The following is a 26,960-nucleotide window of genomic DNA, read 5'->3' on the forward strand; positions in this document are numbered from 1 at the left end:
GTGAGCTTAGGAGCTCAGATGGTCTATGTCCAATGACCAATTTTCATAACAGGACCAGCCCTTTCAATCATTTCCTGTAAACAAGAACACGCCTCCCAGCGCATCTGGAGGCGTGACACGAGGCCTGCTTATGTTGACATCTACGATCTTGGTGGAGATCGTGAGACGTGGAATGGCTTCCTCTTGAGCGTGCGTTCCAGACGCATCGCCCAAACTGATGTGCTGCGGCTTCGTAGCGACGGGAGGTAAAGGAGGGCTGTGTCTAAAGTCCACTTGAGTCGCGAGAATGGCCGCGTGACTAGACCTTTCGGGATATCGCTATGCTCTCGAACGAGAGTCAACCCGAGACCCGCCTCAACCATCTCGAATTGTCCGTTGATGGATGAGGCGAACAGGGGAGCGCCAGTATCTACTCCTTCCCGTTCAAGGAACTTCATCAAGTTGAGATGGGCTTTCGAGTGGGCGCCCACCGGTTGAAAGACCCTGAGACGGCCAGTGATCTGCGAAGCCTCGATAGCGGAGCTTGCCGCTAACGTATCGTCCGATCTCATGCACACCAACATGCGCTCTTGAGCGAGTGTCACGACTCGGGTGGCTGGTTCAGCGGAAGGTAGCGTGACGATGGCAGCATCGATTTTGCCAGATGCGAGGCGCTCCAGTATCTGCTCTGTCGGTGCGAAGACAGTCTTAACGCCGGAAGTCGGATATAGCTTGTGATAGACCCGTTCTGCGATCGCCACAATGCGCTTATCAGCAGCCGTCTCGCAACCTACCAGCAAATCTCTGGGCTCCCGACCGTGCATTCGTCGAAGCTCCTGTAGCGATTCCTCGTGGAGTTCAAGGATTGGTTGAGCGTAATCGAACAACTGAAGCCCACTCGCAGTCGGGCTGACCCGATCGGAATGCCGGAAGAACAACGGTGTTCCGAGCCGATCTTCAAGCTCACGGATCCCTTTACTAATCGCGGATTGGGACACATACAGTTTGCCCGCCGCTCGAGTGAAACTTTGATGACCGAAAACTGCAACGAAGTAACGGAGGTGCCGGAACTCAATACTATGCATGAAAACGGACTCCAGGTTGACTCAGCGTGAGTGGTTCGAGGTGCCGAATTGCTTTCGCGTTACGGAAGATGCACAGAACGCCGTTCGCGAGGTGGACTTCAGTAATCGTGTAGGCATTGCAATAATTCTTGGTACCTAGATTTCTAGGGTACCTAAGTTCTACTGAAGAATGCCGGAGAAGTGCGCCTCGTGTCAAACATTGGCCAAGGAACCACGATTCGTCACGCAGCCGTGGTGACGTCAAGGGACTTCTCACCTGTCGTGTGCTAAACCATAGAAGGGATGTAACAAACTGTTCCAGGTGGCCGATGCAATACACGTACGAATTGTTTTTGAAAGAGCTGGGCGCGAGACTAAAGCAGATGCGGAAGGAGCGCGGCTGGACGCTAAGAACGATGGTGGTTGAACACAAGTTCCACGCCACGCATTGGCAGAGCTTTGAAAGCGGAAAGGCGATCTCCGTTCCGTCGCTGCTGAGAGCGTGCGAAGCCTTTGACGTACCTCTTGAGGATCTCGTACGCGGCTTAGGACGTTTCGGGACGCCCGAGACACAATCAGACCAAGAGAGCTCGGTTACCGCACCGACCCCAGCGAAGAGATCCGATCGTTCCAAACAAACGGCGAGAGGCAAGAAGCGAGACTAATCGTCTTCCTCTGATTTCAATACTTCTTCTCGAACCTCGTCAGCGTTGTCGACTTCCTCGGCCTCAGTGGAGATTAGGCCACAATCGAAGATCGGGATGCGGCTTATGACGAAGCCATCGATGAGTTTATTGAATTCCTTATTCACGGTTTCTTCGTCGGTTTTCTCAATCAACACAAATGCAGCAACTCGTAATAAAGACATCAATTTTGGGCCCGCAAAACTCTTCACATTAGCGTTCTGCCCCAGGATAGCAAGTTAGGTTCCCTTCCAGAAATCGGTAAGCGCGAGAAATACGATCGCTCGTAACGAAACTGCCTTACCTTGGTAAGCCAAGCAAATCGGTAGGACTCTTACTGCGGTCCGCTACCTACGTGTGCACGCCTGAACAAGCCGAAGTGGCAACGCTGCGGGCGACGCACTCAACTCGCCCGGCTCTGCATAGAGGGCGGGAAATTCTATTTGCTGTGTCGATATCGATTGGCAAGCCGACCTTGTTGACAGAGATCAAGGTACTTTAAGACCGTTGGAATTTGGTTGCGCGATCTAATGGCAGATTTCGGAGCGCACTGTTCTCCTGCTTCAACCCTAGATCCGTCCGCACGCTTCTTGTGCTCCCAACCCAGAATCTCCTGCGGGCGACTTTATGAGCGAACGTTCAAGGAGATACCTGTTGCGAACGACTCGTGGGCATATTGGTGGCAGGCGAGGTGGTCCGTTCCACGGCGCAACGCCACGGGTCGTTCCGGCAGGATTACGCCATGACGGGGGATCGTACGACGTGCTGTGCGGTCGATGGCCTCGGTTGCCACTAATTCGTCTGGCAGTGTAGCCGTTTTTTGCCGATCGGCCTGTAGATAAATGCGCAGCGCTGGACACGATGACGGGACATCGGGACGTGGCTCTGCCTGGCACAAACACCTTTCTTCTCGTCCCGTCTTCCCCTCGCTAAACGCAGAAGACAGCGCGTCATCGAGGTCGACATAAGAGGTTCTATGGCATGTCGCATGAATTCGGCGGGGCGGTTGGCCAAGATCTCATTCTTCCGCGTCGACGCATAGTGAGCTTCTTGATCGCTCCTGCTTTCGCAACTTCTGAGGGACCGAAAGTCCTGTTGGGATGTGGGGCAAAGTGTGTTTGAGCTGGACAACCGTCCTATTCTTAGCGTGGTGAACGATCTGTCCTTGTTCAGCTTTTGTATTCTGGCGACATGTTTGGTGCTTGGCGGTCCGCACAGAGATGGAGCCATTAGGGGGTAATTTGCCAAAGGGACTGGGTCTCTAGAACAGATCGCCCTGGGGGTTCGCTGTGCTCCATTCCTCGAGACCAGAGAGACGAAGTTCTTGCGCGACCTCGCGGCGAAGGCGGCGGGTGAGCTCGGCGAGGCGGGCTGCTGGGGTCAGGCGCTCGAGAAAGTTGGCCGTGTCGGGATCTTTCCGCAGACGACTGGAAATCCGTTTGAGACGGGCGTTCATCTTGTTTCCCGGGAATTGCTCGGTGAGTGATGCGTCTACCTTAGACGCGGTCCAGCGTTCGTACTCTGCCTGGAGCTGCATCTGGGCTAGATTTCGGGAACTCTCCTGGTCGGCTTCGCGGGCGCGGCGGCCCTCTTGCGCGAGGCGATTCCTTTCATCGGCAAGCTTCTGACGACGGGTACGAAAGGTGGCGGGAATCTGTTGCTCGGCCTCGACGAAGGTGAGATGAGGTAGCCGGCGGGATTCTTGATGGAGCCCCTGGAGTCGGACTCGATCTGGTAGGCCACGTATTCGACCCGTTCGAGGAGACCGATGGGTTCCAGCTTGCGGGCGAGTTCGGCGGCCTTGGCTTCGCTTACTCCGTTTTCCACGCGAGCTACGCGGGTGAGTTCCCTTGAATCCGACAGAGGGACATCGTTGGCGGCGGCCGCGAAGGCGAGCTGCTTGCGCTGGGTAAGGACGAGGACATCCTTCATGGCGCGGGCCGGCGTAAGAACGAGCTTGTAACCCTGCTTAGAGCTCATCGGCTTGATGTCCCAGCTCTTGAGGTAGCCGATGGAGACGAGTTCGTTCGGGGAGAGACCCATCGTCACGCGGATCTTCGAGACGTGTTCATAGCTGCGGATATTGAGCAGAGCGCAGAGCTCGGCGTAGTCCTTCTCCACTTCCCTGCCCTGGCTGGCGTAGAACCAGAGATAGAGATAGACGAAGATACCCTTGGCAGTGGGGCGGGTGAGCTTGCGGTACATGTTGAAGTCTTCGGGGACGACGAAGGACTCGTTGAGATTTCAAGGAGCCAGTCTTCGAGCTCGACCTCGAACATGTCGACCTTGTTTGAGTTATCAAGATTGCTGGAACCGAGGCGGGTGAAGCTGCGAAAGACGTGGACCGTCTTGTTCTGTAGTGCTTACGGAGCGAGGAGTAGATGACCTGCTCCGAGGTGATGGTGGTGTCCGCCATGCGCATGCCCCAGCTATTGAGGGCTTCGTAGTTTTCGCCGGAGTCGCACTGGCCAAGGATGTTGAGGAGGCTGTAGCCGGAGAAGCGGATGGGATTCGAGATGGCGCCGGTGCGGAGCTTCTGCTCCATGGCGAGCTTCATGAAGGCCATGTACTTATCGCGGTCGGAGGTTGAGGGGAGACCGAGAGCATCCGAGGAACGAAATTTGGCAGAGACCTTATCTTCTTGCCGTCGCGGTTCATCCACTGCTCGATGCGGCGGCGCGAGCTAAGGGCTTTGCCACGGCGCTCGTGGGCGCCGAAGAAGCCGATCTGGAGAAGATTTTCTCGAAGCGGATGAGATCAACGGCATCAGGCATGGTGACGAGCTTGGCCTGGGCGGACATTTCGAATTGGTGAGAAGTTTCCCATTGCTCAGGAAAGTCGAATGCCACCAAAGTTGCGCGCCTCATGACTTTCTGAGCACAACTCCGTGGAACTTGCGCGCCGTGTACTCGGAAGGACGATACGAAAGGTCGGAACCAGCTATGACCATACTCATGGCTCGACGATTCTGTACCTGGAAGAACGTTGTCCACGTGCCCGGAAGGACGACTGTTGTGTACTCGGAAGAACGACAGATAATACTTTGACAGTGATGTGGGACAAGTGGAGGCTGATTTTTTCTTCGTTTCTCGGAGAGCTATAGGCCTGTACCCGGAAGAACGATGTTGCTCGCCAAAAAACAACTCAACTGTACCCGAAGGAACGACAGGTACATACCAGGAAGGACGATTAACTTGGGTGCCGAGGTTAGGTAATGCGTACCCGGAAGGACGACGGAGGTATCAAGCAAAAATACCGAAACCGTACCCGGAGGAACGAAACTACATGGCTTATTGAGGGTCGTAGCGTACCCGGAAGGACGAATTTATCGTACTCGGAAGGACGACGAAGATTGTCGAGCGCAGACGGAGTGTACCCGGAAGGACGATTTCGGACGACTGGCCTGGAGACGAACTGTGCGTCCATCATTCAGAGGCATATCTCGCCCGCTCATCTACCACCAATTTTCTGATGTCGATCAAGTGCTGCTATACCATCCAGTGGGACGGAGAGGCCATCTGCGAGGCTCCGTGACTGAAAAAGAGTAGGGTTTGTTCTATAGGACTCCTGGAGCGTCAGGTAGAGCCCATCTGAGCATCCAGTGAGAGGCTGTATCCAAATTATTTAGTCTTTGCGATCCACACTTTTTATCGTTCATACAGTCTTGCTTAAATCATGTTCTTCTTGAAAAACATCTTGAAACATCTTGCTTCCTTTAAGCAGTCTGTTTTTGTACCCGGAAGGACGAAAGAATATACCCGGAGGAACGTTCGTAATACCCGGAGGAACGAATGCCCAGACTCGGAAGAACGTCGAACCGTACCTGGAAGGACGCCGGTGCTTGTGGATTATGGTTGTTGACCCAATCACCCGATCCGCCTAGCTGCCTTACCTTGACGAAGAAGATATGTACCACCTGTCGGGGGCGCCACCTTCAGTCCGGCCTTTGTGACTTCTGCATTTAGCTCCGGCCATATCTGGATGAAGAACTTAATAGCATCGGCGAAGCGTTGCTTAATCCGACGCGGATTGGAGTCGCTGCTCCCGAGTTGCTCCCGGATCGATTCCCAGGGAATGACCGAAGGGCTATTTGCCGAGAAGCACCGCCAATAGAGAAATGTGCAGATGTCTTGCAGCTGAGCATTCCCACGTGTTTGGATCAGTAGTTCTGTCGGAACAGGTACGTGATGTTTGATCAGATCGTTAAACAAGCCCTCCCCGATCTCAATTCCGTACTTGCTTTTGTTCGGCAAGGGGAGCAGTTCTTGTCCGACGTTTTCAGCGTTCAGGTCCATGCTGGAAGGTAGACGGGTTGAGCTAAACGCCGACATGTTCGCAGTATCGTTCCGACCGGCACCTTTCCTCGAAACAAAGATCCCCAACGCACGGAGCCTATCAAAGCGATGGCGGAGGTCAGCGTACGCTTTACCGCCGGTTCCGGTCATACCCAGGTCGGTCATAAACTGTTTCGCGGTGTCCCAGCTCACGTAGCGGCTCCCGGACTTGACAGCCTTATCGAGCAAATAATGCAGCAACAAGCGGTCTGACCCGAAGGGCATGTCGGTCGAGGCATCTTGTGCAGTGAACGTTACAGTGACCGTGCTGCCATCTCCCAAGCGAGCTTTACGTGAAACTTGGCGCTCAGCAGTGCGCGAATATGGCAAGCCACACATAATCAGGGCTTGGGCGAGCTGCATTACGTCAGTTTCGTCCGACTGAAGGGCGATTCGAGTCTCGGCACTCTTCATCGCGCGACTGCTCCTCGCGCTGATCACCTCAGCTTTGTGGTCTCTCTTCGGCTTCTGCGGAGGGTTGCTATGTACAACAAGCTCCTGATCGACCGGCACGAAACGGCCTTCCGCGTCTGCGCGGACTGCTACCCGCTTCCGGGTCCCGGCGAGTACTAGAACTCCCATGTCGTTTTCACGGAACTCGCTTATTGTCATCAGTTCTCTGGCTTCAGGCTTCGTCATCTTCTGTCCTTCTCGACCTCTCACTGCTCTTTCAGCAAAAAACAAATATCGTGTCCAGCAAACTCGCCGTTAGTGCATACCCACTCTCTAGCGGCTTTGCTCATCCAATTTGATTCAGTATGATAGTCATACTGTCACACTGAATCACTCGATTTTCAGAGATCGGTGGCCCAATTATCAACACCTACGAGGTCGGGAACCTGGTGGAACGCTTTGTCGTTGGTGACGAGGACGGCTCCCAGTGAAATTGCATGAGCGGCAATCTGCATGTCGAGGGGACCGAGGGTCTTTCCCATCGCCTCTTGTCTGGCCCGCAAGGGTCCGTACGCCGCAGCCTCTTCCCTCCCCCACGGCTGGACGGCGACGAGCAGAAGAAACCAGTTCAAAAGTCGCATCCGCTGTTCCCCTATCCCAGATTTTGCGATGCCATAGAGCATCTCCGCCTCGGTCACTGCGGAAATGCAAGCCAGCTCGCCTACCTGAAGAGACAACATGCGCTGGCGCGTAGCCGGTGACTTACCTTTGAGAAGATAGCTCGCCATGTTCGTGTCGAGCATGTAGAGCTGGCTCATAGCTCTTCACGAATCTCGGCGGTACCTTGTGCCCGATTAGTTAGGAAGTCATCGGGAAATGGGTTCTCGTCAATGGCAGCGAAGAACTCGTGCCAACCTCCGGGAGTTTGCGAGAGTATAAGATCCCCGGTTTGGGGATCACGGCGCACGAAGACCTCTTCGGCTGAAAAGCGGTACTCGGCTGGAATCGTGACGTGCTGACTGCGTCCGCTCATGAAGACTCGTGCTCTGGCAACTTGGAACATACATTCACCTCAAACTGCTATCCATCATTGCTATACAGCGGAAACATGTCAAGGCTGAAGACTATTCGTGCGCGTAAACGCATTAATTCCGTGCGGCTAGAAGTGCATTCTTGCTATTGATAGCATGCGTTATTCGAGATCCGTACACCGTACTCCTCTTCGTGAAAGCGCGACCAGGCAATTCTCGCTGTTCTCTTCCCACTGTTCTTCGTCGGCGACTAGTCCGACCGTCAAGTCGCGCCGATGCATCAACGAGCCGGTCAATAGGTCTATTAGCTCGTAGTAAGACGGAACGGTCCGCGTATCAGCCCTTCAGGAAAGGTGCGGCCGGCGATCATGGAGTGATTGGTGGCTTCGCACATTGTCCAAGGCTCAGTATTCCGACGTCGAAAGTTTCGATCGGCAAAAGTCTGGAGAAAGTGAAACTCATACTGTCACACTGTCGGCGGCTAGCGATCAGAAAACCTCTATGCCGCTAACGCTCGGCGAATCTGCGCACCCGTTCGCCGAGCAGACGTCTTCTGTTCGGAAGAGCTGCGATAAACCTGATCGCACGCCTACAGTATGACTGTCCTACTTTCTTGTGGCATGCGTAGAAGTCCGCTATAAGTCATGAGAAGGCTAGTGCAGCAACCTCCAGATCTCTCCATCCAGAAACTCATACTGTCATACTCTCTTCACTGAGCAGCGAGCGATCGAGACAGCAGCTGACCATCCAAATACGGTGCCCGAATCAATGGGTAGGGATGACACTCCTACAGCCAGATTATCAACGGACGAACCGCCTCATGTGTGCTCCTACTGTCCTACTCTCATACTCTCAAATGGAATGGCCGGTGGCCTGCGGATTGTCTAAGACTCAATATCCCGCCATCGAAAGTTTGGATCAGCAAAGTCTAGCGACGGTGAAACTCATACTGTCACACTTTGCGCTGCTGTGATTAGACAAATCAGTTCCGCTAGTGCTCGACGAAATGCGCATTTTTTGCCGATCAGTGGGGCTTCGTTAGAAAAGCCGCAACAGATCTGTCCCAAAACTCCTACAGTATGACAGTCCTACTCTGCTACAGCGCGGAAGGAAAGCCGCTATAGGTAAAATGAGAAGCAAGTAAGTGCAATAATCCCAGACATGCCAATCAGAAACTCACACGATCTTGATTGACGGCGCTTAATCGAGACAGTGCCTGATCGTCTAGACATTGGGCCTATATTGATGGTTAAGTATGACACTCCGACTGTCACACATCACAAACTAACTGGCGGTATTCGCACCTACTCTCATACTCTCATACTTAATAGTCAACGAACGCAGGTTAGAAGTCCCGCTGAGACTTCATCCGAAATCTATCGGACAGTGTGATAGTAGGTACTCATCCAAGTGCATTGTTAGGAATCCATGCTTATCGCCCGGTGTATGAGAGTATGAACCTAAGCGTTTAGGAGAGTATGACTTGAAAATAGCCTTCTTGGCCAAAAAGGGTGGGGCAGGGAAAACCACCTCAAGCCTCCTCGTGGCGGAAGCCTTGAGGCAGGCTGGTAACCACGTAGCCTTACAAGATTTTGACAAACAGGGTTCAAGCACAAAGAGCATTCGGCACTCAAGATCCGAAGTAGAAATAGCTGTGCCGAAGAACCAGTACACCTACATCGTCTTCGATACCCCTCCTAATCTCGAACACGCGGCTAGTTTGGTTGCGGTTCAACAAGCGGACGTAATTATCATTGTGACCGGACAGACAGTCGTTGACTTCTGGGAGGTCAGCGAAGCGGTGGAGTTTGCAGAGAAGACAAATCCCCGGGCAGCGGTCCGCGTCCTCATCAATCGGGTGAAATCAGGAACCATTCTGGCTCGCAGCGTAGACGACTCAGTGGCGGCCCTAAAAATCAAAGCACTGAAGACCCAAATACCGGACCGGCAGGTCTTCGCTCATTTCGTCGGTGGAGGAGGCTGGAACGTACTCGATCGCAGCGCTCAAGCGCTCGCGGGTCAATTGGCTTTGGAGATCGTCAGTCTTCCACAAACTTCTCTGGTGCAGGGAAGCAAAGAACGAGCGAGGGCATAACCGGTACCCATGGCAAAAGCAAAATATCACCCGCTCCAAGCCATCAAAAACGACCCACTCGCCAGCCTCAAAGCGGCGACTACCGAACGAGTCGACTCTGAGATGTCTTTGACCCAGCAAAATCCAGGAACTCCGGATGGCAATCTAGCGCCGCGGAATAACGGTCCAGCCACCATCCAAGCCCCGCCGTCCCAAGCAGCCCGGCCGCAGCTGTCGAGTGCGCCCGTCAAACCGCTCTCTTCATCACTGAAGCCGTCCCGAAATACGGTTTATCTCTACCCGGAGGATTTGACCAAACTGCGGCAACTCAGCGGCTACGCGTCCACTGAGCATGGAGTTCGAGCCAATGACAGCATGATCGTGCGCGCTGCACTTTCCCTTATAGAAGCCGACGTTAGGTTTCTCCATGCGCTTAGAGATGCCGAGCTATCCGATCGAAGGCGGACTTCCAGGCGAGGTTAGGAGAAAGACCGCATCGGTTTGGACAGAACCACATGGACCAGTCTCGAACACGGTTGCTCTTGTGCTAGGAATAGCTGCGCGATCCCGCACTAACGCCTCTAGGCAATTCTGCGGAGATGCTGTTATTGCACCCGATAATCACGTTATCGTCACATTATAGTTGAGTGACACTTCAAATCAGCATCTGGCAGGGAAGTGACGAAAATGCCGCTGCAACGGAAGCGCGGCTGATGGACCTGGTGCTCGACGGGGTCACCTCCGGGCACTCCCGTCGGTCCTACCGCACCGGGCTGGCACGATTCTTCGCCTGGATCAGGGTCGCAGGGCAGGGGACCGGCTTCACCAAAGCTGTCGTCCAGCAGTACCGGGCAGCGCTGATCGCCGACGGACTCTCCGCGTCCACCATCAACCTCCGCCTTTCGCCCATCCGGAAGCTGGCACGTGAGCTGGCCGACAACCAGATGCTCGACCCGAAGGTCGCTTCGGCGGTCGAGCGTGTGCCTGGAGTCGAGAAGCGGGGAACCCGGATCGGAAACTGGCTCATGAAGGATCAGGCCAACCAGCTGCTCAATGCTCCTGACGCCGAGACGCTGGCTGGTAGGCGTGACCGGGCGATGATCGCTCTCCTGCTCGGTTGTGGTCTGCGCCGAGGGGAGCTGCTCCGTCTCGACGTCGGAGACCTCGAGCAGAGGGAAGGGAGGTGGGTCATCCCGGACATGCTCGGGAAAGGCAACCGGGTCCGGACCGTCACCGTCCCCGCAGGAGCCAAAGCCCGCATCGATCTCTGGCTTGAGGCGACGGGGATCACCGCCGGGGCGGATCTTCCGGCCGGTCAACAAGAGCGATGTCATCATCGGAACCGAGATGAAGGACGACAAGGCGGTCTGGAGGCTGGTCCTGCGCTATGCGAAGCAGACCGAGCTGGGTAAGCTGGCTCCTCACGATCTCCGCCGCACCTGTGCAAAGCTTTGCCGCAAGGCCGGTGGCGACCTCGAGCAGATCCAGATCCTGCTTGGTCATGCCAGCTTGTTGACCACAGCGGCCTACCTGGGCACGGAGCAATCCCTGGTTCATGCCGTCAATGACGCGATCGGACTCGAAATGCGGTAGAAGCGTCCGGTTTTAGCTTCGGGACCGCGCGGTTCCAGACAGCACTTCGGGGTCGAAATTGGTCAAAACGCCGTTTTGGGCGCGACGGGATCACTGACGACACTGCGACTTACGGAGACTGACTGATCTGACTGCTGTTCAGCGGCTACTTCTTTGGACAATCGCTGCAATCAGGCCAGCTCTCGCGATGTTGGTTCCACCAAGCTCGCGCTCTGAGCGTCTGAAGTGTCGGTAAAGAGGTGGGGCCTTCCCGAGTCGGCCCGAAACTCACTCCGGTCAGTTCCTCCAGAGCAGTAGCGGCGATATCTTGAGGTACCCAATCAGGATCTTCGAGATAGCCCGCGATCGCGGGGACATCGCTTCTGTCACCCAGGCTCCCAAGAGCTTGAAGGAGCCATAGGCGGGTCTGCCCGGTGAACAAGGGAAGTTTGGCTCGTATGGAGGGCACCGCCGCTTTGATCCGAAGAGTTTTGAGGGGTAACGAGGCTTGTTCGACGGCCCCAGGATCTTGTTCTGCCACAAACATCGTTAACAGGTCCGGAACCGCTGATCGAAAGCCAAGGTCTCCGATGACTCTGGCCGCATTAGAACGGACTAAGACATCTGGGCTTCTCAAACTGTCATCTAGAAATCGTGCGCAGCCAGCAAAATGTACGTCCCTCATCCCTCGCATCGCCATCCAGCGTGTGTCCGTCGAGCGGGTACTCTCCGCTAGGTGCAAAAGAGCGGGGCCAGCATTTGGATATCGCTGAGTGATACTCAGCAAATCTTGCTCTTTCTTTGCAAGGTCGTGTTCCTGGTCAAAGCTCCTCAGAGCCGTAGGTAAAGTCCGCATTGACTGGCTAAGCAAGGAGCTTTGGGCGGCAGTATGCTGGGCGGCATCCTCGAGAAAGCCAAGAACGGACGCCGCGCGCAAAAGGCCGATTCCCGACAGTGCGACAACAAAAACAACACATTTCGAGCGGCTCGACATGCCTTTAACTATCCTCCTTCCGCTTAATTGGACGAGGGCTGAGCGCTCGGGGGAGCCATAGGTCCTGATACAAAACGCCGTCATCGTCACCTGCGCACCGACGCTCCCGCAAACTCGCGTTTTCGGCAACATCGGCGATTTGGTCGTACTTGACGAGTCGAAGTTTCCCATAACCCCGTTGTTCAGGGAACGGCAGGTGCTAACTGGCTTTAGGAACCTCCCATAGCGTATTCAAGTGCGATCGTCGTCTCGACCTCCACTGGCACTCCATTGATGAGATAAGGTTTATAAACCCATTGCTTGACGGCTTTCGAGAAGCTCGTTTGCAGTAATTCGGGTCCACTGATCACCCGTAGCTTTTTGACTGTCCCATCCGTACCAATGATGACTCGCAGTACTACAAGTCCATTGATTTTTCGCCTTTTCGCTTCCTTTGGGAACTGAGGATCAACCCTTTTTACTAGATCTTTTGCCAGTACGCCGCTTGAAACTCGCACCGGCGCATTTACCGTCGGCTCCTGCATAGGGCACGGCATAGTCAACACGAAAGTCAATAGCAAAGCGAGCGCCGTCATTTACTGACGAATTCTAAGCCCTGGAGCGCTGCTTGGGAATATGGCGAGCAGGCCCGCTCCCGGAAAGTCGGGGCGGTCTCAACCGGTCGATGCAACACCATCTGATTTAGATCATTTCTCGGAGGTGGTGTTGATGAGACGAGGAAGACAGTTTGGCCTTTCTGCGGAGCAGAAGGCGGAGATCTGGCGGCGTTGGAAGGCAGGGGATTCGTTGCATGAGATTGGTCGAGCCTTCGACAAGGACCATGGCTCGATTCAGTTCCTGTTATCGAAGCACGGAGGGATTGCTCCGGCGGTCCGTCGCCGGTCGCAGCGTACGCTCACGCTGGCCGAGCGGGAAGAGATCTCGCGAGGCATGGCTTCTGGCTCGTCGATTCGTGAGATAGCCAGGGGTCTCGAACGGCCAGCGTCTACGGTGAGCCGGGAGGTGGCGCGTCATGGTGGCCGTCTGATGTATCGAGCCAGTGAGGCTGATCAGAGAGCCTGGGACTCAGCACTTCGGCCTAAGAGCTGTTGGCTTGCCCACCACAGGAAGCTGAGCTTGGCCGTGGCCAGTAAACTGATCCTGGACTGGTCGCCGGAGCAGATTCCCGGTTGGTTGAAGAGACGATACCCCAACAACGAGAGCATGCGCGTGTCCCACGAGACGATCTACCGCAGCTTATTCATTCAGGCTCGAGGAGTGCTGAAAAAAGAGCTGATGCAGCACCTGCGCTCCAGGCGGCAGATCCGCCGCTCGGTTCATGCCAAGGCTGCCGGCCAGTCCCGAGGTCAGATCGTCGATGCCATCTCTATCAGGGAACGACCTGCAGAGATCGAAGACCGAGCCATCCCTGGCCACTGGGAGGGAGACCTGCTCAGCGGCTCCGGCAACAGTCACATCGCGACCCTGGTGGAACGGCACTCGCGCTTCACCATCCTGGTCAAAGTATCCAGCAAGGACACGGCGACCGTCGTTGCCGTGCTCACTCGGCAAGTTCGGAAGCTGCCCGCTTCGCTGAGGCGCTCGTTGACCTGGGACCGTGGCCTCGAGATGGCCAAACATAAGACCTTCACAGTGGCCACGAAGGTGAACGTCTACTTCTGTGATCCGCAGAGCCCGTGGCAGCGCGGCACCAACGAAAATACCAACGGACTTCTAAGACAGTACTTCCCCAGGAAAACCGACTTATCCGGCTACTCCCAGGCAGACCTCAACAAGGTAGCCCTGCGACTCAATCAACGCCCGCGCAAAACGTTGGACTTTGAAACTCCGGCTAGTAAACTTCATGCCAGTGTTGCATCGACCGGTTGAGACCGCCGGTGTTATCGGCAACTTCGGTCATCGGGACACCCCGGATGGGTCGAGGCTGGTCAAAATGCCGTTTGCGAGCGTCTAGATCGGGTGCCGACGACGATTTTGACGCTGCCTGCCCATTTACCACTACAACGTTGCTTTTGAATCCAGCCGCTTTCCAACACACCCGATTGTTTCGCGCTTCTGGGAGGTTTGGATTGATCGACAGCGCTTTCCCGAACTGGTATGTAGTGGCCTATCGCCATGCTGACAGCATAATGGAGCGAAGGGGGCCTTCTGTGTCTCCATGAAATCACGGTCTTGGCATTCTCGGTCGTAGGGTAGCGATCGAGTTCAGGAAGAGGCGGACAGCGGTCGAGGTTTCCAACAATGCTTCTGCTGGCTCAAGACACCTTGAAAGACATGCAGAACTGACAAAGGTTTGACAATTGCAACTCCTCACTCGTCTTTAGAAGACCCGACTAGCCTATAAGCTGGCAAGAGACGTAGGAGGACCGTATGAAGTTCGACACAGCACAGTCAGCCGTCGCGCTCGTATTACTTAGCCTCGTCTCGTTGTCGCCGCTTATGACCTGGGCGGAAGATGCAGATTTGCGCTACGCTATCGGCACCGTCTATTACGCTGAGGGAAGTGAATTCAAGGCTGTTGAGAAGGAAGCAGCTCCACAGAGCGGACGGGGTATTTATTCTGCGAAGGTGAAGGGAGCGCACGCGGCGCTCCGCCTTCAGGCAGAACCGCATCAGGTATTTCGCGTATGCGGCGTCGATCCCACCCGTTACAAGCTTTATAGGTTCAGGTCAGATGCAAAGACCCGGATAATCACAATTGCGACCAATACACTGCTAGGTGGTTACAAGGTGGTACTTCCAGAGTCAGAAATCCAGATAAAGATCGAACAGGCAGATAATGGCTGTTTTACACTCACAACACAAGAAACTCTGAAAGATGGCGAGTTGGGCTTCAGTCCTGTGGATTCGTTGGATGCCTTTATGTTTGGAATCGGAAGGGTACCAGAATCGAGGTAGCGGACAAGACCACTAACTCCAGCGAGGTCGCATTGTCGGCAATCACGCATGATGAACCGTCCAATCGGGTTGATGTTGCCCGGCTACGTGTCGAGCGGAGGGTACTCGGAGTCATAGGAGTCCCGGGAGCCCCTTCGAAAGGCCAACCCGGGGGAGTCTCTGGCCCCATCCTCACCGAGGGGAATGCAGCCAGGCCGAAGCGTGCTGCCGCAACGTAGGGAATACAGCCGATGGCCATCCGGGCGAACTTGCCGCCTATGACTGTAAGACCAAGGTGTTCATCCAGCGATAGAAGTCGAAGCTGCCGATAACGCCGTTTTCATGGAACGAGCGCTCCTTCGCGTTCACGGCTGGATCAACATTTCTGGTGAGTTAATCAACACGCGAGTAGGGCTGACTCGGACTGCCCGGGGCAGGTTCCTGTTCCCACTTTGCCGCTTGTAATCCAGCTCTACGGTGCAGATTCTTGTGTGTGCATCCTCATTCGCATGCCAACCTCGAATATAGGTGAGCGCACCAGAACGCAAGAAGTCTGGTCCCTTCACAAAGGAGATTTTGCCTAGACTTCCATCGCGTAAGAAGGTGACCTTCACGAAGACCGGACCTTGTACGTGGGCTGCATAAGCGATGGGCGGATACAGTGGTTCTGCTGTCTCCGTGACTGTCATTGAGCTGCACGCCTTGTCCTGAGCCCTTGCAGAGGCCGCTGTGATACTAAGCGCGAGGACCACAAGTATCCGGAATGGTAAGTGCAGTTGGAGCTTCATCGGTCCACCTCGAACAGAATGAACGAAGTATAAATCGGCTGCAGGAGGTACCTCCCGCAAAGTCGGGGTTTTCGGAAACGTCGCTAGGATTGCTCATCGTGCAGGCTCATCCTTTTCGAGAAGCCAGAGAGAATACTGACCCAAGGTCATACCTCCGGGGTCATCGATCCCTTTCCTGTTGGGTCGCGTACTCAGCTCGTCTTTTATCCCGCTGAGGAGATCGTCTGGAAGCTCCTCAGCCCCGTGCTTCTCTACCTGCACCCCTGTGTTGTCCTCGTAGACGATAGCGACGAGATCATATCGCTCGTTGCAGACCTCCGCCTCTAGGCGGCCAGCTTCAGGGTTGCCAGTGAGAACGACTTCCATCATTCCGCCAATGCTACCTCAAATGACAGTCGCTCCTCCGAAGTCGGTTTTGTCTGCAAGTTCGGGAGCTCTGGGTGTCCGGAAGCGGGTCGGATAGGGTCGGAAGGGGCGAGGTTTCCTAGAACGTCGTTCAGGGCCACACTCAACGGCGTCGATTGTTGGTGCCGACGTTTGCCATGGCCGCACACCCTATGCTCGCGACGACGAAGAGTAAACTCTCGTTGTCAGCTATAGCATTCCGAAGTCGAAGGTCTTCGCCCCACGGGCAATGTCCAGGGTTTCCAGCGAGCCCAAACGGCGCTCTTGGAGGGAATCTTCGTGGCCCCGATCTCTGCATGCAATAGGCTTCGAATATCCTATTCCAGAGGCCTAGGAATGTCCCGACGTCATCCGTTGAAGCCGATTGCAAGTAGTTCACGGGCTAAAATTCAGCGACTGATGTCCGATGCTCTTCAACACCACAACGCAGGTCGACTCGATGATGCGGCCAAAATCTATCGTGAAATCCTCGCGCTCGATGATCACCACGCCGACAGCATCCATCTTCTTGGACTTATCTATAGTCAGGCCGGTCTGAAGGATCGGGCAGTCGAGCTGATTGAGATGGCTATCTCTCTCAAACCTCATGTGGCCGCTTACTTTTGCAACCTTGGAAATGTCCTGCAAGATCAAGGGCGATGGCAAGATGCAAAGAGAGCATACGAACGCGCACTGGCGTTAGATCCAAGTTCAGCTGAGATTTACGTGAGTTTAGGACATCTCCTTGCAAGTCAAGGAGACCCGGGCGAAGCCATCATGCATTATGAGAAGGCGCGGTCCCTAAAGCCTTTGTTGCCTGAGATCTACTGCAATTTGGGATCTGCGAACCAACAGATGGGTCGTCTACCCGATGCTCTGGAACAATTCACACGTGCGGTCCACCTCAAACCTGACTTTCCACAAGCACTCTACGGTATGGGAGCGGTTCTGCATGCGCAGGGGCGGCTACAGGAAGCCAAAAAGCTATACCAAGACGTCGTAAAGATCCATCCGACGATGGCTGAAGTCTACAACAATCTCGGTAACATCTTAACGACGGAAAAGCTCTATGATGACGCTGCCCTTAATTTTGAGCGGGCCCTAACGATCAACCCTCACCATGCAGAAAGTTATTATAACTACGGAAACAGCCTTCAGGCCCAATACAAGATGGATCTGGCCATACTGCAATATGAACGTGCAATTGAACTCCGGTCTGATTTTGTCGAGGCCATCTTCAACCTTGGTAAAGCTCTTGAGAAGCAGGATCTGTCTCGTGAGGCCATCGCTCAGTACAAGCGTGCACTAGCGTTAAAACCGGACTATATCGAATGCCTCACTAGTCTCGGGACCGTCCTGAGTGGTCAGGGAATGTATTCCGAGGCTCTCGAACAGTATGCCAAAGTGCTATCGTCCGATCCCAATAACGCTACAGCCTACTGTAACTTGAGTGACCTGCTCTTGGTGATAGGCAGTTTTGATGAGGCTGTCGTCTTCCACGAGGAGGCGATTTCCAGGCGCCCAGACTTTGCGAATGGCTATTGTGGACTTGGTTCTACCCTATTCAGAAAAGGGGAGATCGCCCGGGCCAGAGAGTCTTTCGAGAAGGCCCTGATTCTGGATTCCAATCATGCCCAGGCGAAGCTCAACCTCTCCATGCTTCAATTGCTCGTGGGAGATCTCCAGAACGGTTGGAAGAATTATGAAATTCGCAAAGAGCTGCGGCAGTATAGGTCGCAGCATTTCATCCAGCCTCAATGGGACGGGGAAGCTCTCGATGGCACTCGAATTCTCATTCATGCCGAGCAAGGGCTGGGGGATACCCTGCAGTTCCTACGCTATATCCCCTTGGTTGTCGCGGCAGGGGGCACGGTCATCCTCGAAGTTCCAGCAGCACTGCGGGATTTAGCGGCCAACATTCCCGGAATCACCGAGATCCTCTCGGTCGGTGATCCTTTACCGCCCTTCGAGATACATTGTCCTCTTATGAGTCTGCCGTTGGTGTTCAAAACCACACTAGAGACCATACCTGCCACAGTTCCCTACTTGTCTATTGGGGCTGAAGATCGCCTACAGTCCGCTTCCTATGCGTGGCCTGCTGATGGGCTACGAGTTGGCATTGTCTGGACGGGCAATCTGAAGAACCTTACCAACAAGGATCGATCGCTTCCTCTTTCCGCCCTGGATCCCCTTCGCCACATTCCTGGGATCCAACTTTTTTCACTTCAGCTCGGCCAGGACTTAGCCCCGCAAAGTGGCAGTGAAGGCAGACTGACTGACCTCGCGTGGCTCGCAAGCACCATGCCTAGTACGGCAGCCGTTATGGAGCATCTTGACCTTGTGATCTCAGTCGACACGTCCCTCGCTCATCTAGCGGGCGCTCTTGGCAGGCCGACCTGGCTTTTGCTGCAAGCCGCAAATGATTGGCGATGGCTTGAAGGAACTTCCGATAGTCCCTGGTACCCGACGATGCGTCTTTTCCGACAGCGAACCCTCGGAGATTGGGGAGAAGTCATTGAAAGAGTTTCAGATGAACTCAAAGATCTGGTGTTCCACAGAACAACATAGGAGGATACGCAGTTCCATTACCAAGGCTTGTTTCCGACAACGCCGTTTTGCGGGAGCCTGTTATCTGACCATCCAGGTAGTCAGGCATTCCAGGTCGGGCTTTGCATAAACGCCTCCGTCCTTCCAATGCCGAAGGATGCGCTCAACGGGAGGGCGAAAGAGGGCCGTATCGGGCGAAAGAGAGATATGCTCAAGTCCCGACACGGTCATCTCTCCTCCCGGACTGGTATCGACCACCTTCAGCACAAGGCGCATAGGCGCGGAGGTCCAGACTTCGCGGACTGAAATCTCTGGTTTGTCAGTTCCATGGAGATGGATCGTTGTCGTCCTCACCCCGTTCGCACGGATTCCCTCAATGTCATGCTCACCGATGTCCTGGACGCTGATGCCAGAATCCGGGTCGTCTCTTGGAGTATCCTCCAGGACCGAGGTGAGCCGCTCCGCCTCTGCGACCTGGCCGCTTTGCAGATCGACCTTCACGTACTGTGTTTTGTCGCCGATCTCACCATCTGTCCAGTGCCACATTAGCCCCGCTATCGGATCGAAGAGTGATGTAAACCAGTAGTCACAACGTGACAACTTCCCGAGGATGGAAGGTCGCAGTGCTCGTCGAAGGAACGGGTACCACTTAGGAAGATTCGGCCCTCAGCATCGCGGGCCAAGAGTGCATGGCCTTTTTCTTCGATGTTCTGAGTAGTGCCGTCTTTCGCAACCCGTATCGTGCGGTTGAACCTGACAGCGGAAAATGGATGCTGACTAACAATTGTGGCGGAGGAGAGACTCTGGGCAGGCTCTCTGGATTGAGCAGACGCGGCGCCCCCGAACGCAGCCAGCTTCAAGACACAGACGAAAAAAGCCAACTGTAAAGGGTGTCTTATGCGCCGCAACTTAAGGGTGAAGCTGGTTCCCCGCATTCTGGTACTCCGGTCGTCTGAGGGTAGTGACGGTTGGACTTCAGAAAAGTCGTGTTGTCGGCAACTTCGGTCCTAGCGGCACCAGGGTAGCTTGAAGTTGGTCAAAACCCCGTTTTCCATGCACAAGTCGCCTAATTAGTAGGCGAACAGGCTCCTCTTGCATGATGCGAGGGCGTCCGATTGAAACGCAAATGATCAGACTCCAGCGGACTCTTCGGAAAAACGACTCCTGCGTTTCGCAGCATATCCTCGTCGGCTTCCGGCATCCCGGGTGGAATGTACGAGGCCCAATATTCGGAAGCTGCCGCATTTGTCGTGAGCACGAGGTTGTTCATCAATGAAAGGCTTTCTCCAGGGCGAAGAACCTTCCATTCCTTAAGCCGATCTAGTATCGGCTGATAGCCGAAGTCTTTGAAGCATCCGGAACCAAGAGCGCTCCCGGCAGAGTTGGAGTACTTCAATTTGAAGCGCAGTGAAACAGTCCCGTGTGGAACGTCGCCGCAATTGAGGGATGGCATAGGAAGGCGAACTTCATGACTACTTTTGTTAAGGATCACGACTTCGAAAGACTGCGGGATCTGCTTGTGAACCGAATCAGGCTGAATGCGCAGTTCCAAGTCGGTCGCAGGGGTATTGGTCTGCGTACGTGCGACGCCGAAAGGAATTAAGCTAAGGGCCAAAACAGCTTCGAAGATGCTCAACATCTTCATGCACTGGATCCTCCTCAGATGGCGTTGAGAAATGATAGCGCTGGCATAGAGTCGAAGCGCCAAGACGACGGTCCTAGAAAGTCGATGTTGTCGGCAACGTCGAGGTTCGGCTGTTGGAACGCTGACGTAACCGGCTGAAAGGTCCATTTCAGGAGTAAAAGCCAACCCGTGAGTTTTCAATGTGCTCGTTTCAACGGCATCGCTATAGTTCTTGCCAGCAGATAAATGGATCAGTAGGTGTGGATCTGAGATCGCGAAGAAGATCGTATGTCATTGCCACCATTGTGCAAGAGCAGGTGCGAAAGCCACTTTGGCAGCCCGATCCCCACCTGTAGACCGTTCAAAAAGAATCGCAGCCAGGAATGCAGAAGCAAGACCGCGAAATGGAAAAACCGCGCAGCAGGTCTACCGTCTCCAACCGCGCTACCGCCGCGCCATTGCTGAGTCATACCTTTTACAGCGCTGGTTCCGCCCGCATTCGCTCTTCAGCAGAGCGGCTTGATCTGGATTCGACCATATCCCTCAACTGCATAAATGGGCGCTCGATCAGTAAATGCAGTACACCGGCAGCAGCGAAGCAGGTTGTAAGAAAAACAACGCTCGCTTCAAAGCTTCTCCCAACAGTGAGCGTGGGAAAGTAAATCTGGTCCATGTGGACGATCTCTTTATGGGTGAGATAGAGACTGAAAGCAAGTGTCGCCAGCAACTGTGTACCCGGTATTCGGTAACGGTTTAGCAAGCCTTCAGTGCTCAGGCTAGATGCCACGATGAGACCTAAGCCGCACGCAAGAAGTGGGTACCCGACCACCGTTCCCCACGCGGGAGATCCGGTCAATTTTCCAAGACCATTATTGCGGAACATCCACATGACGGCGAGTACGAGAACCATACCCGAGAGGAGAGATGCGTGGCCATGCCGGCTAAGCGACTTCCACCACTGCGGACGAAAGTTCTTCACGAGCGCCAGAGTGACACCTACGGAAAGCCCATCGAGACGCATGTACGTCTGGTAGTAGATACGAACGAAGTACCTGTCTGTGATGTGCGTGATCGCAACCGCACGAGCCGCTAGGCCAAACGCAACTACAAAGGCTAGTAAGTAGGACGTTCGTCGGAACGAGCGTCGACGCATCATCGCCATCACGAGTAAAGGAAGAATCAGATAGAAATGTTCCTCAACGCAGAGGGACCATGCGTGTGAAAACGCTCGGTACTGAGGTTGAAAGAAAATGTTTTCAGTGAAAGTGAAGAATTCCCAGGCAGGTGCAAGGCCCGGTTCTTCTCGCCAAGCTGGAACCCACAGATAGAGCAGCAGCACGGCGACGTAAGCAGGAACGATGCGAAACATCCGCCGCTGGTAAAAAAGACTTATGGAGAATTTCTCCCCGTTTGCGTAAGACTTGAGTAGCTGATTCCCGATCAGAAAGCCGCTTAGAACGAAGAAAAGGTCGACACCCATCCAGCCGTATTGCTCAACAAGGACCATTTTCTCAGGGAGAACATCCTGGAGATGAAAGAGCATCACAGCTACGATTGCGACAGAACGAAGAGTGTCGAGGCCATGGAATCGCGCGGACTGGAGTGGATGCATTCAGCCTCTCGTATGAATCGGTTAACCAGCCCGGCGTGTGAGGCCCAATGCGTAGACAAGCTAGAGTCTAGGCCCGCTGCCTGTTATTAAGCTCCAAGATCCCGTGCGAACCACTCTCGGCAACAGTGTGCACAAGGAAGGACCTGCAGGTCGTTATCGCTCACGTTCAAGGCGGGATGAAAGGGTGCAGTCCTAGCGGCCCAAGAAGCGTCGGTCGGGCTTCAAGCTGCCGCCATTCGATGGGAGAAATCACACACGACTACTCCGGTTGTCAGAGATGATTGCCGAAAACGCCCCGTTTTCCTTGAATCTTGTGATTGACGACAGAGCAGTCGGTAAAATCAGCAACGTGATCTCGATCCTGCATGAGCGTGAATACAAGACTCTCGGCGACATCGAGATTCGTGAGACGGACTGGCAGAGAATTCGAGAGCGCGGGCGGCTGCGGTTTATGGCCGATTGCTGTCGGTCATCCATATCGGGCAGGGTCGGGCTTGTGCTGATGCTCTCATCGGTGGAAGGCCTACACAGCTTGCACTCCATTGATACATCAGCTTGGCTCCTGCTTCTGTTTGGTGCGTATGCACTCTCAGCGAGCATCATCTACTCGGCCCGTGCTTGGGGCCGTCTTGAGCGTAGGTTTGATCGAAGTTGGCGATAACCCCGTTTGCGGGGAGCAAGTTGAAGAGGGCCTAGTATCTTGGTTGTAGCCGACGATGACCAACCAGCGCATTAGGACCAACAGTAATGGTTCGGAGTTGATTAGAGCGCGCTTTGCGCTCCGCCTCTCTGAGATTGGCTTTATCCGCAACGGAGACTGGTTTGTCCTTCGGCTGAGCTCTGATCTACGCGGCTTGGTCTCCTTCAACTTTGCCGCGCACCGTGAAGACCACTTATTGGGCGTTTGTCCCATCGTCAGTCTGGAGTTCTGCTCCATCGCTAAGAAGCTCAACGAGCTCACAGACAACCCTCTCAGCAAAGTTCAACCGTCGCTCAGCTGTGGCTTGGGATACCTGATGCCGGAAGGCCGCTGGCTCGAGTGGCTGTTCAATCCTGCTTCCGCCGACGTCGATGAGAATGACCACATTGCCCAAATATGCGAAGCAATACATACCTACGGGCTCCCCTTCTTCGCTGATAACCGATCGGTGGACACTCCGATAGAGAACCTGATCCATCATCGTTTTTCATTTAAGGATCGTGCGTCGTTCCACTTGCCTCTGGCATACAGCCTGAGATTTCAGTGGTCATCAGCGTTAGACCTAGTAAGGAACACACAGTCCGAGATGTTGGGCCGAACCGACGAGGCGGCGAAGTCGTTCCGATCCTTCGCGCAAAGATTTATCGATGAAATTTCGATTATCGATTTGTGAAACTCTTTGAAAGTCGGTGTTGTCGGCAACTTCGGATGCCGATAGCTGGCTAGCTCCTCCGTGGTATTGCGCCTCCCTTGGGTTCACCTTAGCCTGTTGTGGTATGCAGAACTCTGTCCTCCCTCCAGGCCTCAAAGAGCAAGCAGGAGAGCAAACTCGAGAACTCTTTGGGCCGGGCTACACCTCTTCCTCGTGGGATGTCTCAGGTTCAAGCGAAGATCGCTCCCCGCAGTCTCGGCCGCCGGACTCCTCTGTTCGCAGAAGGCTTCGTATCATCATGGGCGGAATTGTGATTGCATTCGGGATCGGCGCTTCGGGATATCGAATGATGAACCACGGCTCGAGCTCACGACCCAGGCCGTGGAGTCACGGCGGCGCGGTTGCGCTGCCGAGCGAACTCTCCGGGACAGGACGAATCTATCTGCTCCAACTCGGTTCCCACAAGGATCCATATGCCGTTGTCGAGATGGCGAGTTGGCTTCGTGGGACCTACTCGCTCGACACCCAGGTGCTACCGCCAGAGCCGCTGAGCGATGCCACCTATGATCACTCTCGTCACAGCTACGTCGCAGAGCGAATCAACGATCAGATCAAGCGCGACCACCCTGGCCTGGCGGCAGATCCGAATGCTGTTCTCATCGGGTTCACCGACGATAAAATGTATTCGGTGACGGAACGCTACAGCGACACCTTCTCGCAACGCGACCACCGCACCGCCATCATCTCCTCCGAGGGCATGCAATATAAGACGTGGTTCGGTCGGGGGGCAAACTGGAAGACTCCGACTTCGGTGCTGCTGCAAAACCGTCTTCGGCGCATCCTTCTTAAGGACGTCGCAGTCCTGTTCTGGCATCTGCCGCTCAATGATGACCCTGGCAGCCTCCTCTACTACCGCCTTAATCCGAATCTTCCCGGCAACGACGTCTTCGAGTCCGATCTTGATCCAGTCCATTCACCCTGGGGCCTGTACGTCGCCGATCCTTGCATCGTCTTCACTCATAGCCCGGAATCGTCTCTGACGATCACAAATCCACTCATCCAGCAGTGTGATTATGCTGAGAGCGCTGGTTCGCTGCAATCCGCCCTCGCCACGCCGGATCATCCGCCGGACACCTCTGAGGAGCGCATCGAACTCCGTCTTGCCAATGGACTGCTCACCGAAAAACATACCGATTTTTTCCTGCCCGGCGCTATTCCAATTAGGCTGGAACGTGCCACCAGCAGTCGCTGGCAGATGGCATCGGCTTTCGGTATGAGCGGCAGCCATAACTACGATCGCTATCTCGGCTCCTTCGACGGAATGCGGCACATGGTAATCGCGAGCGCTGGAAGCAGCGATGTCGGACTCACGCGACATCCTTCGTGGCTGCCTCTGCTGCTGCTCAACACATGGGTTGATTCAGATTTGTCGGGCAGTGCGCTCAAGCTGCGTTGGGTAGCCAGTCCGGCAGAACACTTCGATCTGACCCGCTACAACGGTGAGGTTGACTCCTACCTGCCCTGCACCGACGTCGAGGTCTGCTACCTCAACGCCTACGAGGATGCGACCGGACAAAAGCTCATCTTCGAGCGTGACTCGCAACGCAACCTGCTGAGTCTTCGCGCCTCCAGTGGAAGCTGGGTGCGGCTGACCCACGATTCAAATCCCGAAGTAAAGATCCGTGTCACGGAGATAAGCGATAGCCAGGGGCGCAAGGTGAAGTATGCCTATAACCAGAGAGGCCAGCTGTCGGAGGCGGCCTATCCCTCGGGCGAAGTGCTGAGCTATGAGTACGACGGCGCCCAAAACCTGCTCAGCGTAGCGTCTAGTCTCGGCGGCGGGCCGAAGCTGCCACTCATCACCAATCGCTACGAACGCGGCCATCTGGTCGCTCAGACGTTGACTGACGGACATACCTACAGGTACGCCTTCCTGGAAGTCTCAAACGGTGTGATCGCCCGCGCTCAGGTCACAGCTCCAGACGGCACGCTATTTCAGATCGCGTTCGGCCGGGATGGAGCAGCCATCCACGCGGATGAGCAAGGGTCGGAGCATTCGCTTACGAAGGTTGCGCGTACGAGTTTCGGGGCGCTGCCGCAGACCGAAGTGACGACACCTCTCATACGGATGTAGGTTCGTTGTCTCTTGCAGCAATCTCGACACATCCAACGGCGATAGCCGGCCGCAGTTGGCCACAAAGCCGTTGTCAAGGCGTTGGGAGCAATGGCTCAGACACTGCGTCCCTTGGCCTTTGGTATCATCTGCCACATGTCGCGAGTGAAGAACGGGATTGCTGAGAGCTACCCCTCTCTGGCAACAAGTACAGTCTTCCTCCCAGCTGAAGAATCATCGGATCTGCGGTTGATGGGCGAACTCGCCGCCCATGCGATAGATCTGTTCGAGGCTGGCGACGTGGAAGACGTTCGACCCGCATTCCACTTAGCCGAGCTGTTCCTTGCTTCTACTCTTGAGGCAGAACGTGATGCAGCAGCACTCGGCTTTCTCGAGACCATTCAAAACATAGCGTCTCATCGAACCTATGGGATGGCAGCCTTTGAACAGTTCTTGGGTGCCGAATCCCAGGTTGCGTTGGCTAAACTCATGGAAGTATGGCGAGGAAAGGCAAGTCTTGCCGAAGCGAACTTCTCCGAAGGAGTTGTTGGAGAACGTGGAAAACCCAGAGTTGCACAAAATCATCGAGCAAATGACTCGCGAGTAGCGTTCCCGCAAAAGTCTTAGTTGTCGGCAAGTTCGCCTCCCAGAGGGCTGTTTAGGTTTCTGGGCAGAACTTAAGGGTCGAAGTTGGTGAAAACGCCGTTTTGCATTCGGTTCCTTAGGTCAGGATGAGCTGCAACTTGAGAACGAGCATCCTTGAACGTTCCAAGGTAGTGCTAACGGCCCGATCAAATGTCATCGCACTTGGAAATCGCGCGTACTGAGGCGGTTGGCTATCGGGATTTCAGCTGGTCGATGAAGGCAATGACCGAGGGGGCAGACCAGTCGGCAGCGGCGGTGTGTTTGGCTACCATGCGACCGTCGCGGTCGTATAGGAAGGTTGAGGGGAATTGGTGGAGCTGCATGCTGGGTGGGATGTCGTCGTCGTGGGTCAGATAGAAGGGCAGGTTGAGATGGTTACGGCGTGCATAGGAGCGGACGGCGGTCGGTGAGTCCATGCGGGACACAATGAGGAACTCTACATTGGGATCGTTGCGATAGTGGTCGTACAGCTTCTGGACTGTGGGCATTTCGGCTATGCACTGGATGCACCAGGTCCCCCAGAGATCGAGGAAGACCACCTTGCCCTTCGTGGAGGAGAGGTGAAGGGGCACGCCATCAAGGGTACGGTAGACGAGGTCAGGAGCGGATTGCGGATTGTAAGCGAGCTGGGGAGGCTGCTCGTTGGAGGCGATCTTGTGTACAACAAATTTAAGAAAGACGAAGCCGATGATGATGCTGAGGACGGTGAGCGTCAGGAGAGCGAGTACCACTCTGCGTAGAATCGTCGGCACGGCTCATCTCCTGGTCGAGATTAATGTACATCTGCGGGTGGGCGTAGTTGAAGCCTTTATTCGGAAGACCGAAGTTGGTCAAAACCCCGTTTCCAGGGCAGATGCCAGCGACAACGCGACTTGTGAGTCTTTGACGGGTCAT

At 54.8% G+C, this 26,960-nt stretch carries 24 protein-coding genes; 11 read left to right on the forward strand and 13 right to left on the reverse strand.

Going from position 1 to position 26,960, the window contains the following annotated elements; all coding sequences use genetic code 11:
- Window positions 1-140: 140 nt before the first annotated feature.
- Window positions 141-1,064, reverse strand: a complete 924-nt coding sequence (locus tag GRAN_RS23945) for a LysR family transcriptional regulator (RefSeq protein WP_128915595.1) — start codon at window positions 1,062-1,064, stop codon at window positions 141-143.
- A 308-nt stretch (window positions 1,065-1,372) separates the two neighbouring features.
- Between GRAN_RS23945 and GRAN_RS23950 the strand changes: the two genes are divergently transcribed.
- A complete protein-coding gene (locus GRAN_RS23950) occupies window positions 1,373-1,708 on the forward strand; it encodes a helix-turn-helix domain-containing protein (protein WP_128915596.1) in 336 nt (111 codons plus the stop codon).
- Here GRAN_RS23950 and GRAN_RS23955 read toward each other — a convergent pair.
- The 6 genes from GRAN_RS23955 to GRAN_RS23975 all read right to left on the reverse strand — a co-directional run bounded on the left by GRAN_RS23955 (window position 1,705) and on the right by GRAN_RS23975 (window position 7,486).
- Window positions 1,705-1,938, reverse strand: a complete 234-nt coding sequence (locus GRAN_RS23955) for a hypothetical protein (RefSeq protein ID WP_128915597.1) — start codon at window positions 1,936-1,938, stop codon at window positions 1,705-1,707. The two genes, GRAN_RS23950 and GRAN_RS23955, sit on opposite strands and share 4 nt — an antisense overlap.
- Window positions 1,939-2,987: 1,049 nt before the next feature.
- Window positions 2,988-3,263 (reverse strand): hypothetical protein, encoded by a 276-nt coding sequence (locus tag GRAN_RS26520; protein WP_241655131.1) that lies wholly within the window; start codon window positions 3,261-3,263, stop codon window positions 2,988-2,990.
- A 5-nt stretch (window positions 3,264-3,268) separates the two neighbouring features.
- Window positions 3,269-3,931 carry a hypothetical protein gene (locus GRAN_RS26525; protein ID WP_241655132.1) on the reverse strand — a complete coding sequence of 221 codons (663 nt, stop codon included), beginning with the start codon at window positions 3,929-3,931 and terminating at the stop codon, window positions 3,269-3,271.
- Window positions 3,932-5,592: 1,661 nt separating this feature from the next.
- The gene (locus tag GRAN_RS23965) at window positions 5,593-6,699 is read right to left on the reverse strand and encodes a replication initiation protein (RefSeq protein ID WP_128915598.1); all 1,107 of its coding nucleotides are present in this window, start codon (window positions 6,697-6,699) and stop codon (window positions 5,593-5,595) included.
- A 155-nt stretch (window positions 6,700-6,854) separates the two neighbouring features.
- The gene (locus tag GRAN_RS23970; protein ID WP_128915599.1) at window positions 6,855-7,271 is read right to left on the reverse strand and encodes a type II toxin-antitoxin system VapC family toxin; all 417 of its coding nucleotides are present in this window, start codon (window positions 7,269-7,271) and stop codon (window positions 6,855-6,857) included.
- Entirely contained in the window at window positions 7,268-7,486 is a 219-nt protein-coding gene (locus tag GRAN_RS23975) for an antitoxin (protein WP_206662840.1), read from the reverse strand. Before GRAN_RS23975 ends, GRAN_RS23970 begins: the two co-directional genes overlap by 4 nt.
- 1,481 nt (window positions 7,487-8,967) lie before the next feature.
- Between GRAN_RS23975 and GRAN_RS23980 the strand changes: the two genes are divergently transcribed.
- The 3 genes from GRAN_RS23980 to GRAN_RS26805 all read left to right on the forward strand — a co-directional run bounded on the left by GRAN_RS23980 (window position 8,968) and on the right by GRAN_RS26805 (window position 11,151).
- On the forward strand, window positions 8,968-9,579 hold the full coding sequence (locus GRAN_RS23980) for a ParA family protein (protein ID WP_128915601.1): 612 nt from the start codon (window positions 8,968-8,970) through the stop codon (window positions 9,577-9,579).
- A 692-nt stretch (window positions 9,580-10,271) separates the two neighbouring features.
- On the forward strand, window positions 10,272-10,970 hold the full coding sequence (locus GRAN_RS23985) for a tyrosine-type recombinase/integrase (protein WP_128915602.1): 699 nt from the start codon (window positions 10,272-10,274) through the stop codon (window positions 10,968-10,970).
- Window positions 10,906-11,151 carry a tyrosine-type recombinase/integrase gene (locus GRAN_RS26805; RefSeq protein WP_128915603.1) on the forward strand — a complete coding sequence of 82 codons (246 nt, stop codon included), beginning with the start codon at window positions 10,906-10,908 and terminating at the stop codon, window positions 11,149-11,151. The genes GRAN_RS23985 and GRAN_RS26805 overlap by 65 nt, the downstream gene beginning before the upstream one ends.
- 1,182 nt (window positions 11,152-12,333) lie before the next feature.
- On the opposite strand, the gene GRAN_RS24000 is transcribed toward GRAN_RS26805, so the two are convergent.
- Window positions 12,334-12,699: an energy transducer TonB gene (locus GRAN_RS24000; RefSeq protein WP_128915605.1), complete on the reverse strand. Its 366-nt coding sequence runs from the start codon at window positions 12,697-12,699 to the stop codon at window positions 12,334-12,336.
- 133 nt (window positions 12,700-12,832) lie between these two features.
- On the opposite strand from GRAN_RS24000, the gene GRAN_RS24005 reads away from it, so the two are divergent.
- Together GRAN_RS24005 and GRAN_RS24010 are read left to right on the forward strand one after the other, a co-directional pair.
- Window positions 12,833-13,993 carry an IS30 family transposase gene (locus tag GRAN_RS24005; RefSeq protein ID WP_128915606.1) on the forward strand — a complete coding sequence of 387 codons (1,161 nt, stop codon included), beginning with the start codon at window positions 12,833-12,835 and terminating at the stop codon, window positions 13,991-13,993.
- 501 nt (window positions 13,994-14,494) lie between these two features.
- Entirely contained in the window at window positions 14,495-15,022 is a 528-nt protein-coding gene (locus tag GRAN_RS24010; protein ID WP_128915607.1) for a hypothetical protein, read from the forward strand.
- Window positions 15,023-15,882: 860 nt separating this feature from the next.
- On the opposite strand, the gene GRAN_RS24020 is transcribed toward GRAN_RS24010, so the two are convergent.
- Complete coding sequence (locus GRAN_RS24020) at window positions 15,883-16,158, reverse strand: hypothetical protein (RefSeq protein ID WP_128915609.1); 276 nt, start codon at window positions 16,156-16,158, stop codon at window positions 15,883-15,885.
- A gap of 372 nt (window positions 16,159-16,530) precedes the next feature.
- Here GRAN_RS24020 and GRAN_RS24025 point away from each other — a divergent pair, with 372 nt between their 5' ends.
- Complete coding sequence (locus GRAN_RS24025; protein WP_128915610.1) at window positions 16,531-18,741, forward strand: tetratricopeptide repeat protein; 2,211 nt, start codon at window positions 16,531-16,533, stop codon at window positions 18,739-18,741.
- A gap of 60 nt (window positions 18,742-18,801) precedes the next feature.
- On the opposite strand, the gene GRAN_RS24030 is transcribed toward GRAN_RS24025, so the two are convergent.
- The 3 genes from GRAN_RS24030 to GRAN_RS24040 form a co-directional block, all read right to left on the reverse strand.
- Complete coding sequence (locus GRAN_RS24030) at window positions 18,802-19,266, reverse strand: hypothetical protein (protein ID WP_128915611.1); 465 nt, start codon at window positions 19,264-19,266, stop codon at window positions 18,802-18,804.
- Window positions 19,267-19,786: 520 nt separating this feature from the next.
- On the reverse strand, window positions 19,787-20,365 hold the full coding sequence (locus GRAN_RS24035) for a hypothetical protein (protein ID WP_128915612.1): 579 nt from the start codon (window positions 20,363-20,365) through the stop codon (window positions 19,787-19,789).
- Between the two features lie 454 nt (window positions 20,366-20,819).
- Window positions 20,820-21,956, reverse strand: a complete 1,137-nt coding sequence (locus tag GRAN_RS24040) for an acyltransferase family protein (RefSeq protein WP_128915613.1) — start codon at window positions 21,954-21,956, stop codon at window positions 20,820-20,822.
- A gap of 277 nt (window positions 21,957-22,233) precedes the next feature.
- On the opposite strand from GRAN_RS24040, the gene GRAN_RS24045 reads away from it, so the two are divergent.
- The 4 genes from GRAN_RS24045 to GRAN_RS24060 all read left to right on the forward strand — a co-directional run bounded on the left by GRAN_RS24045 (window position 22,234) and on the right by GRAN_RS24060 (window position 26,048).
- Window positions 22,234-22,617: a hypothetical protein gene (locus GRAN_RS24045; protein WP_128915614.1), complete on the forward strand. Its 384-nt coding sequence runs from the start codon at window positions 22,234-22,236 to the stop codon at window positions 22,615-22,617.
- A gap of 55 nt (window positions 22,618-22,672) precedes the next feature.
- On the forward strand, window positions 22,673-23,329 hold the full coding sequence (locus GRAN_RS24050) for a hypothetical protein (RefSeq protein ID WP_128915615.1): 657 nt from the start codon (window positions 22,673-22,675) through the stop codon (window positions 23,327-23,329).
- 277 nt (window positions 23,330-23,606) lie between these two features.
- On the forward strand, window positions 23,607-25,442 hold the full coding sequence (locus GRAN_RS24055; RefSeq protein WP_128915616.1) for an RHS repeat domain-containing protein: 1,836 nt from the start codon (window positions 23,607-23,609) through the stop codon (window positions 25,440-25,442).
- A 90-nt stretch (window positions 25,443-25,532) separates the two neighbouring features.
- Window positions 25,533-26,048, forward strand: a complete 516-nt coding sequence (locus GRAN_RS24060; RefSeq protein ID WP_128915617.1) for a DUF7674 family protein — start codon at window positions 25,533-25,535, stop codon at window positions 26,046-26,048.
- Window positions 26,049-26,257: 209 nt separating this feature from the next.
- Here GRAN_RS24060 and GRAN_RS24065 read toward each other — a convergent pair whose 3' ends face one another.
- Entirely contained in the window at window positions 26,258-26,818 is a 561-nt protein-coding gene (locus GRAN_RS24065; protein WP_128915618.1) for a TlpA family protein disulfide reductase, read from the reverse strand.
- Window positions 26,819-26,960: the final 142 nt, after the last annotated feature.

It is taken from the genome of Granulicella sibirica (assembly GCF_004115155.1).
Lineage (GTDB): Bacteria > Acidobacteriota > Terriglobia > Terriglobales > Acidobacteriaceae > Edaphobacter > Edaphobacter sibiricus.

Coding starts and splice junctions, on each gene's coding strand:
- GRAN_RS23945 (WP_128915595.1), bottom strand. CDS start 1,064: ATGCATAGTATTGAGTTCCGGCACCTCCGTTACTTCGTTGCAGTTTTC.
- GRAN_RS23950 (WP_128915596.1), top strand. CDS start 1,373: ATGCAATACACGTACGAATTGTTTTTGAAAGAGCTGGGCGCGAGACTA.
- GRAN_RS26520 (WP_241655131.1), bottom strand. CDS start 3,263: ATGCAGCTCCAGGCAGAGTACGAACGCTGGACCGCGTCTAAGGTAGAC.
- GRAN_RS26525 (WP_241655132.1), bottom strand. CDS start 3,931: ATGTACCGCAAGCTCACCCGCCCCACTGCCAAGGGTATCTTCGTCTAT.
- GRAN_RS23965 (WP_128915598.1), bottom strand. CDS start 6,699: ATGACGAAGCCTGAAGCCAGAGAACTGATGACAATAAGCGAGTTCCGT.
- GRAN_RS23970 (WP_128915599.1), bottom strand. CDS start 7,271: ATGAGCCAGCTCTACATGCTCGACACGAACATGGCGAGCTATCTTCTC.
- GRAN_RS23975 (WP_206662840.1), bottom strand. CDS start 7,486: ATGAGCGGACGCAGTCAGCACGTCACGATTCCAGCCGAGTACCGCTTT.
- GRAN_RS23985 (WP_128915602.1), top strand. CDS start 10,272: ATGGACCTGGTGCTCGACGGGGTCACCTCCGGGCACTCCCGTCGGTCC.
- GRAN_RS26805 (WP_128915603.1), top strand. CDS start 10,906: ATGAAGGACGACAAGGCGGTCTGGAGGCTGGTCCTGCGCTATGCGAAG.
- GRAN_RS24000 (WP_128915605.1), bottom strand. CDS start 12,699: ATGACGGCGCTCGCTTTGCTATTGACTTTCGTGTTGACTATGCCGTGC.
- GRAN_RS24005 (WP_128915606.1), top strand. CDS start 12,833: ATGAGACGAGGAAGACAGTTTGGCCTTTCTGCGGAGCAGAAGGCGGAG.
- GRAN_RS24010 (WP_128915607.1), top strand. CDS start 14,495: ATGAAGTTCGACACAGCACAGTCAGCCGTCGCGCTCGTATTACTTAGC.
- GRAN_RS24020 (WP_128915609.1), bottom strand. CDS start 16,158: ATGATGGAAGTCGTTCTCACTGGCAACCCTGAAGCTGGCCGCCTAGAG.
- GRAN_RS24025 (WP_128915610.1), top strand. CDS start 16,531: ATGTCCCGACGTCATCCGTTGAAGCCGATTGCAAGTAGTTCACGGGCT.
- GRAN_RS24030 (WP_128915611.1), bottom strand. CDS start 19,266: ATGTGGCACTGGACAGATGGTGAGATCGGCGACAAAACACAGTACGTG.
- GRAN_RS24035 (WP_128915612.1), bottom strand. CDS start 20,365: ATGAAGATGTTGAGCATCTTCGAAGCTGTTTTGGCCCTTAGCTTAATT.
- GRAN_RS24040 (WP_128915613.1), bottom strand. CDS start 21,956: ATGCATCCACTCCAGTCCGCGCGATTCCATGGCCTCGACACTCTTCGT.
- GRAN_RS24045 (WP_128915614.1), top strand. CDS start 22,234: ATGATTGCCGAAAACGCCCCGTTTTCCTTGAATCTTGTGATTGACGAC.
- GRAN_RS24050 (WP_128915615.1), top strand. CDS start 22,673: ATGACCAACCAGCGCATTAGGACCAACAGTAATGGTTCGGAGTTGATT.
- GRAN_RS24055 (WP_128915616.1), top strand. CDS start 23,607: ATGGGCGGAATTGTGATTGCATTCGGGATCGGCGCTTCGGGATATCGA.
- GRAN_RS24060 (WP_128915617.1), top strand. CDS start 25,533: ATGGCTCAGACACTGCGTCCCTTGGCCTTTGGTATCATCTGCCACATG.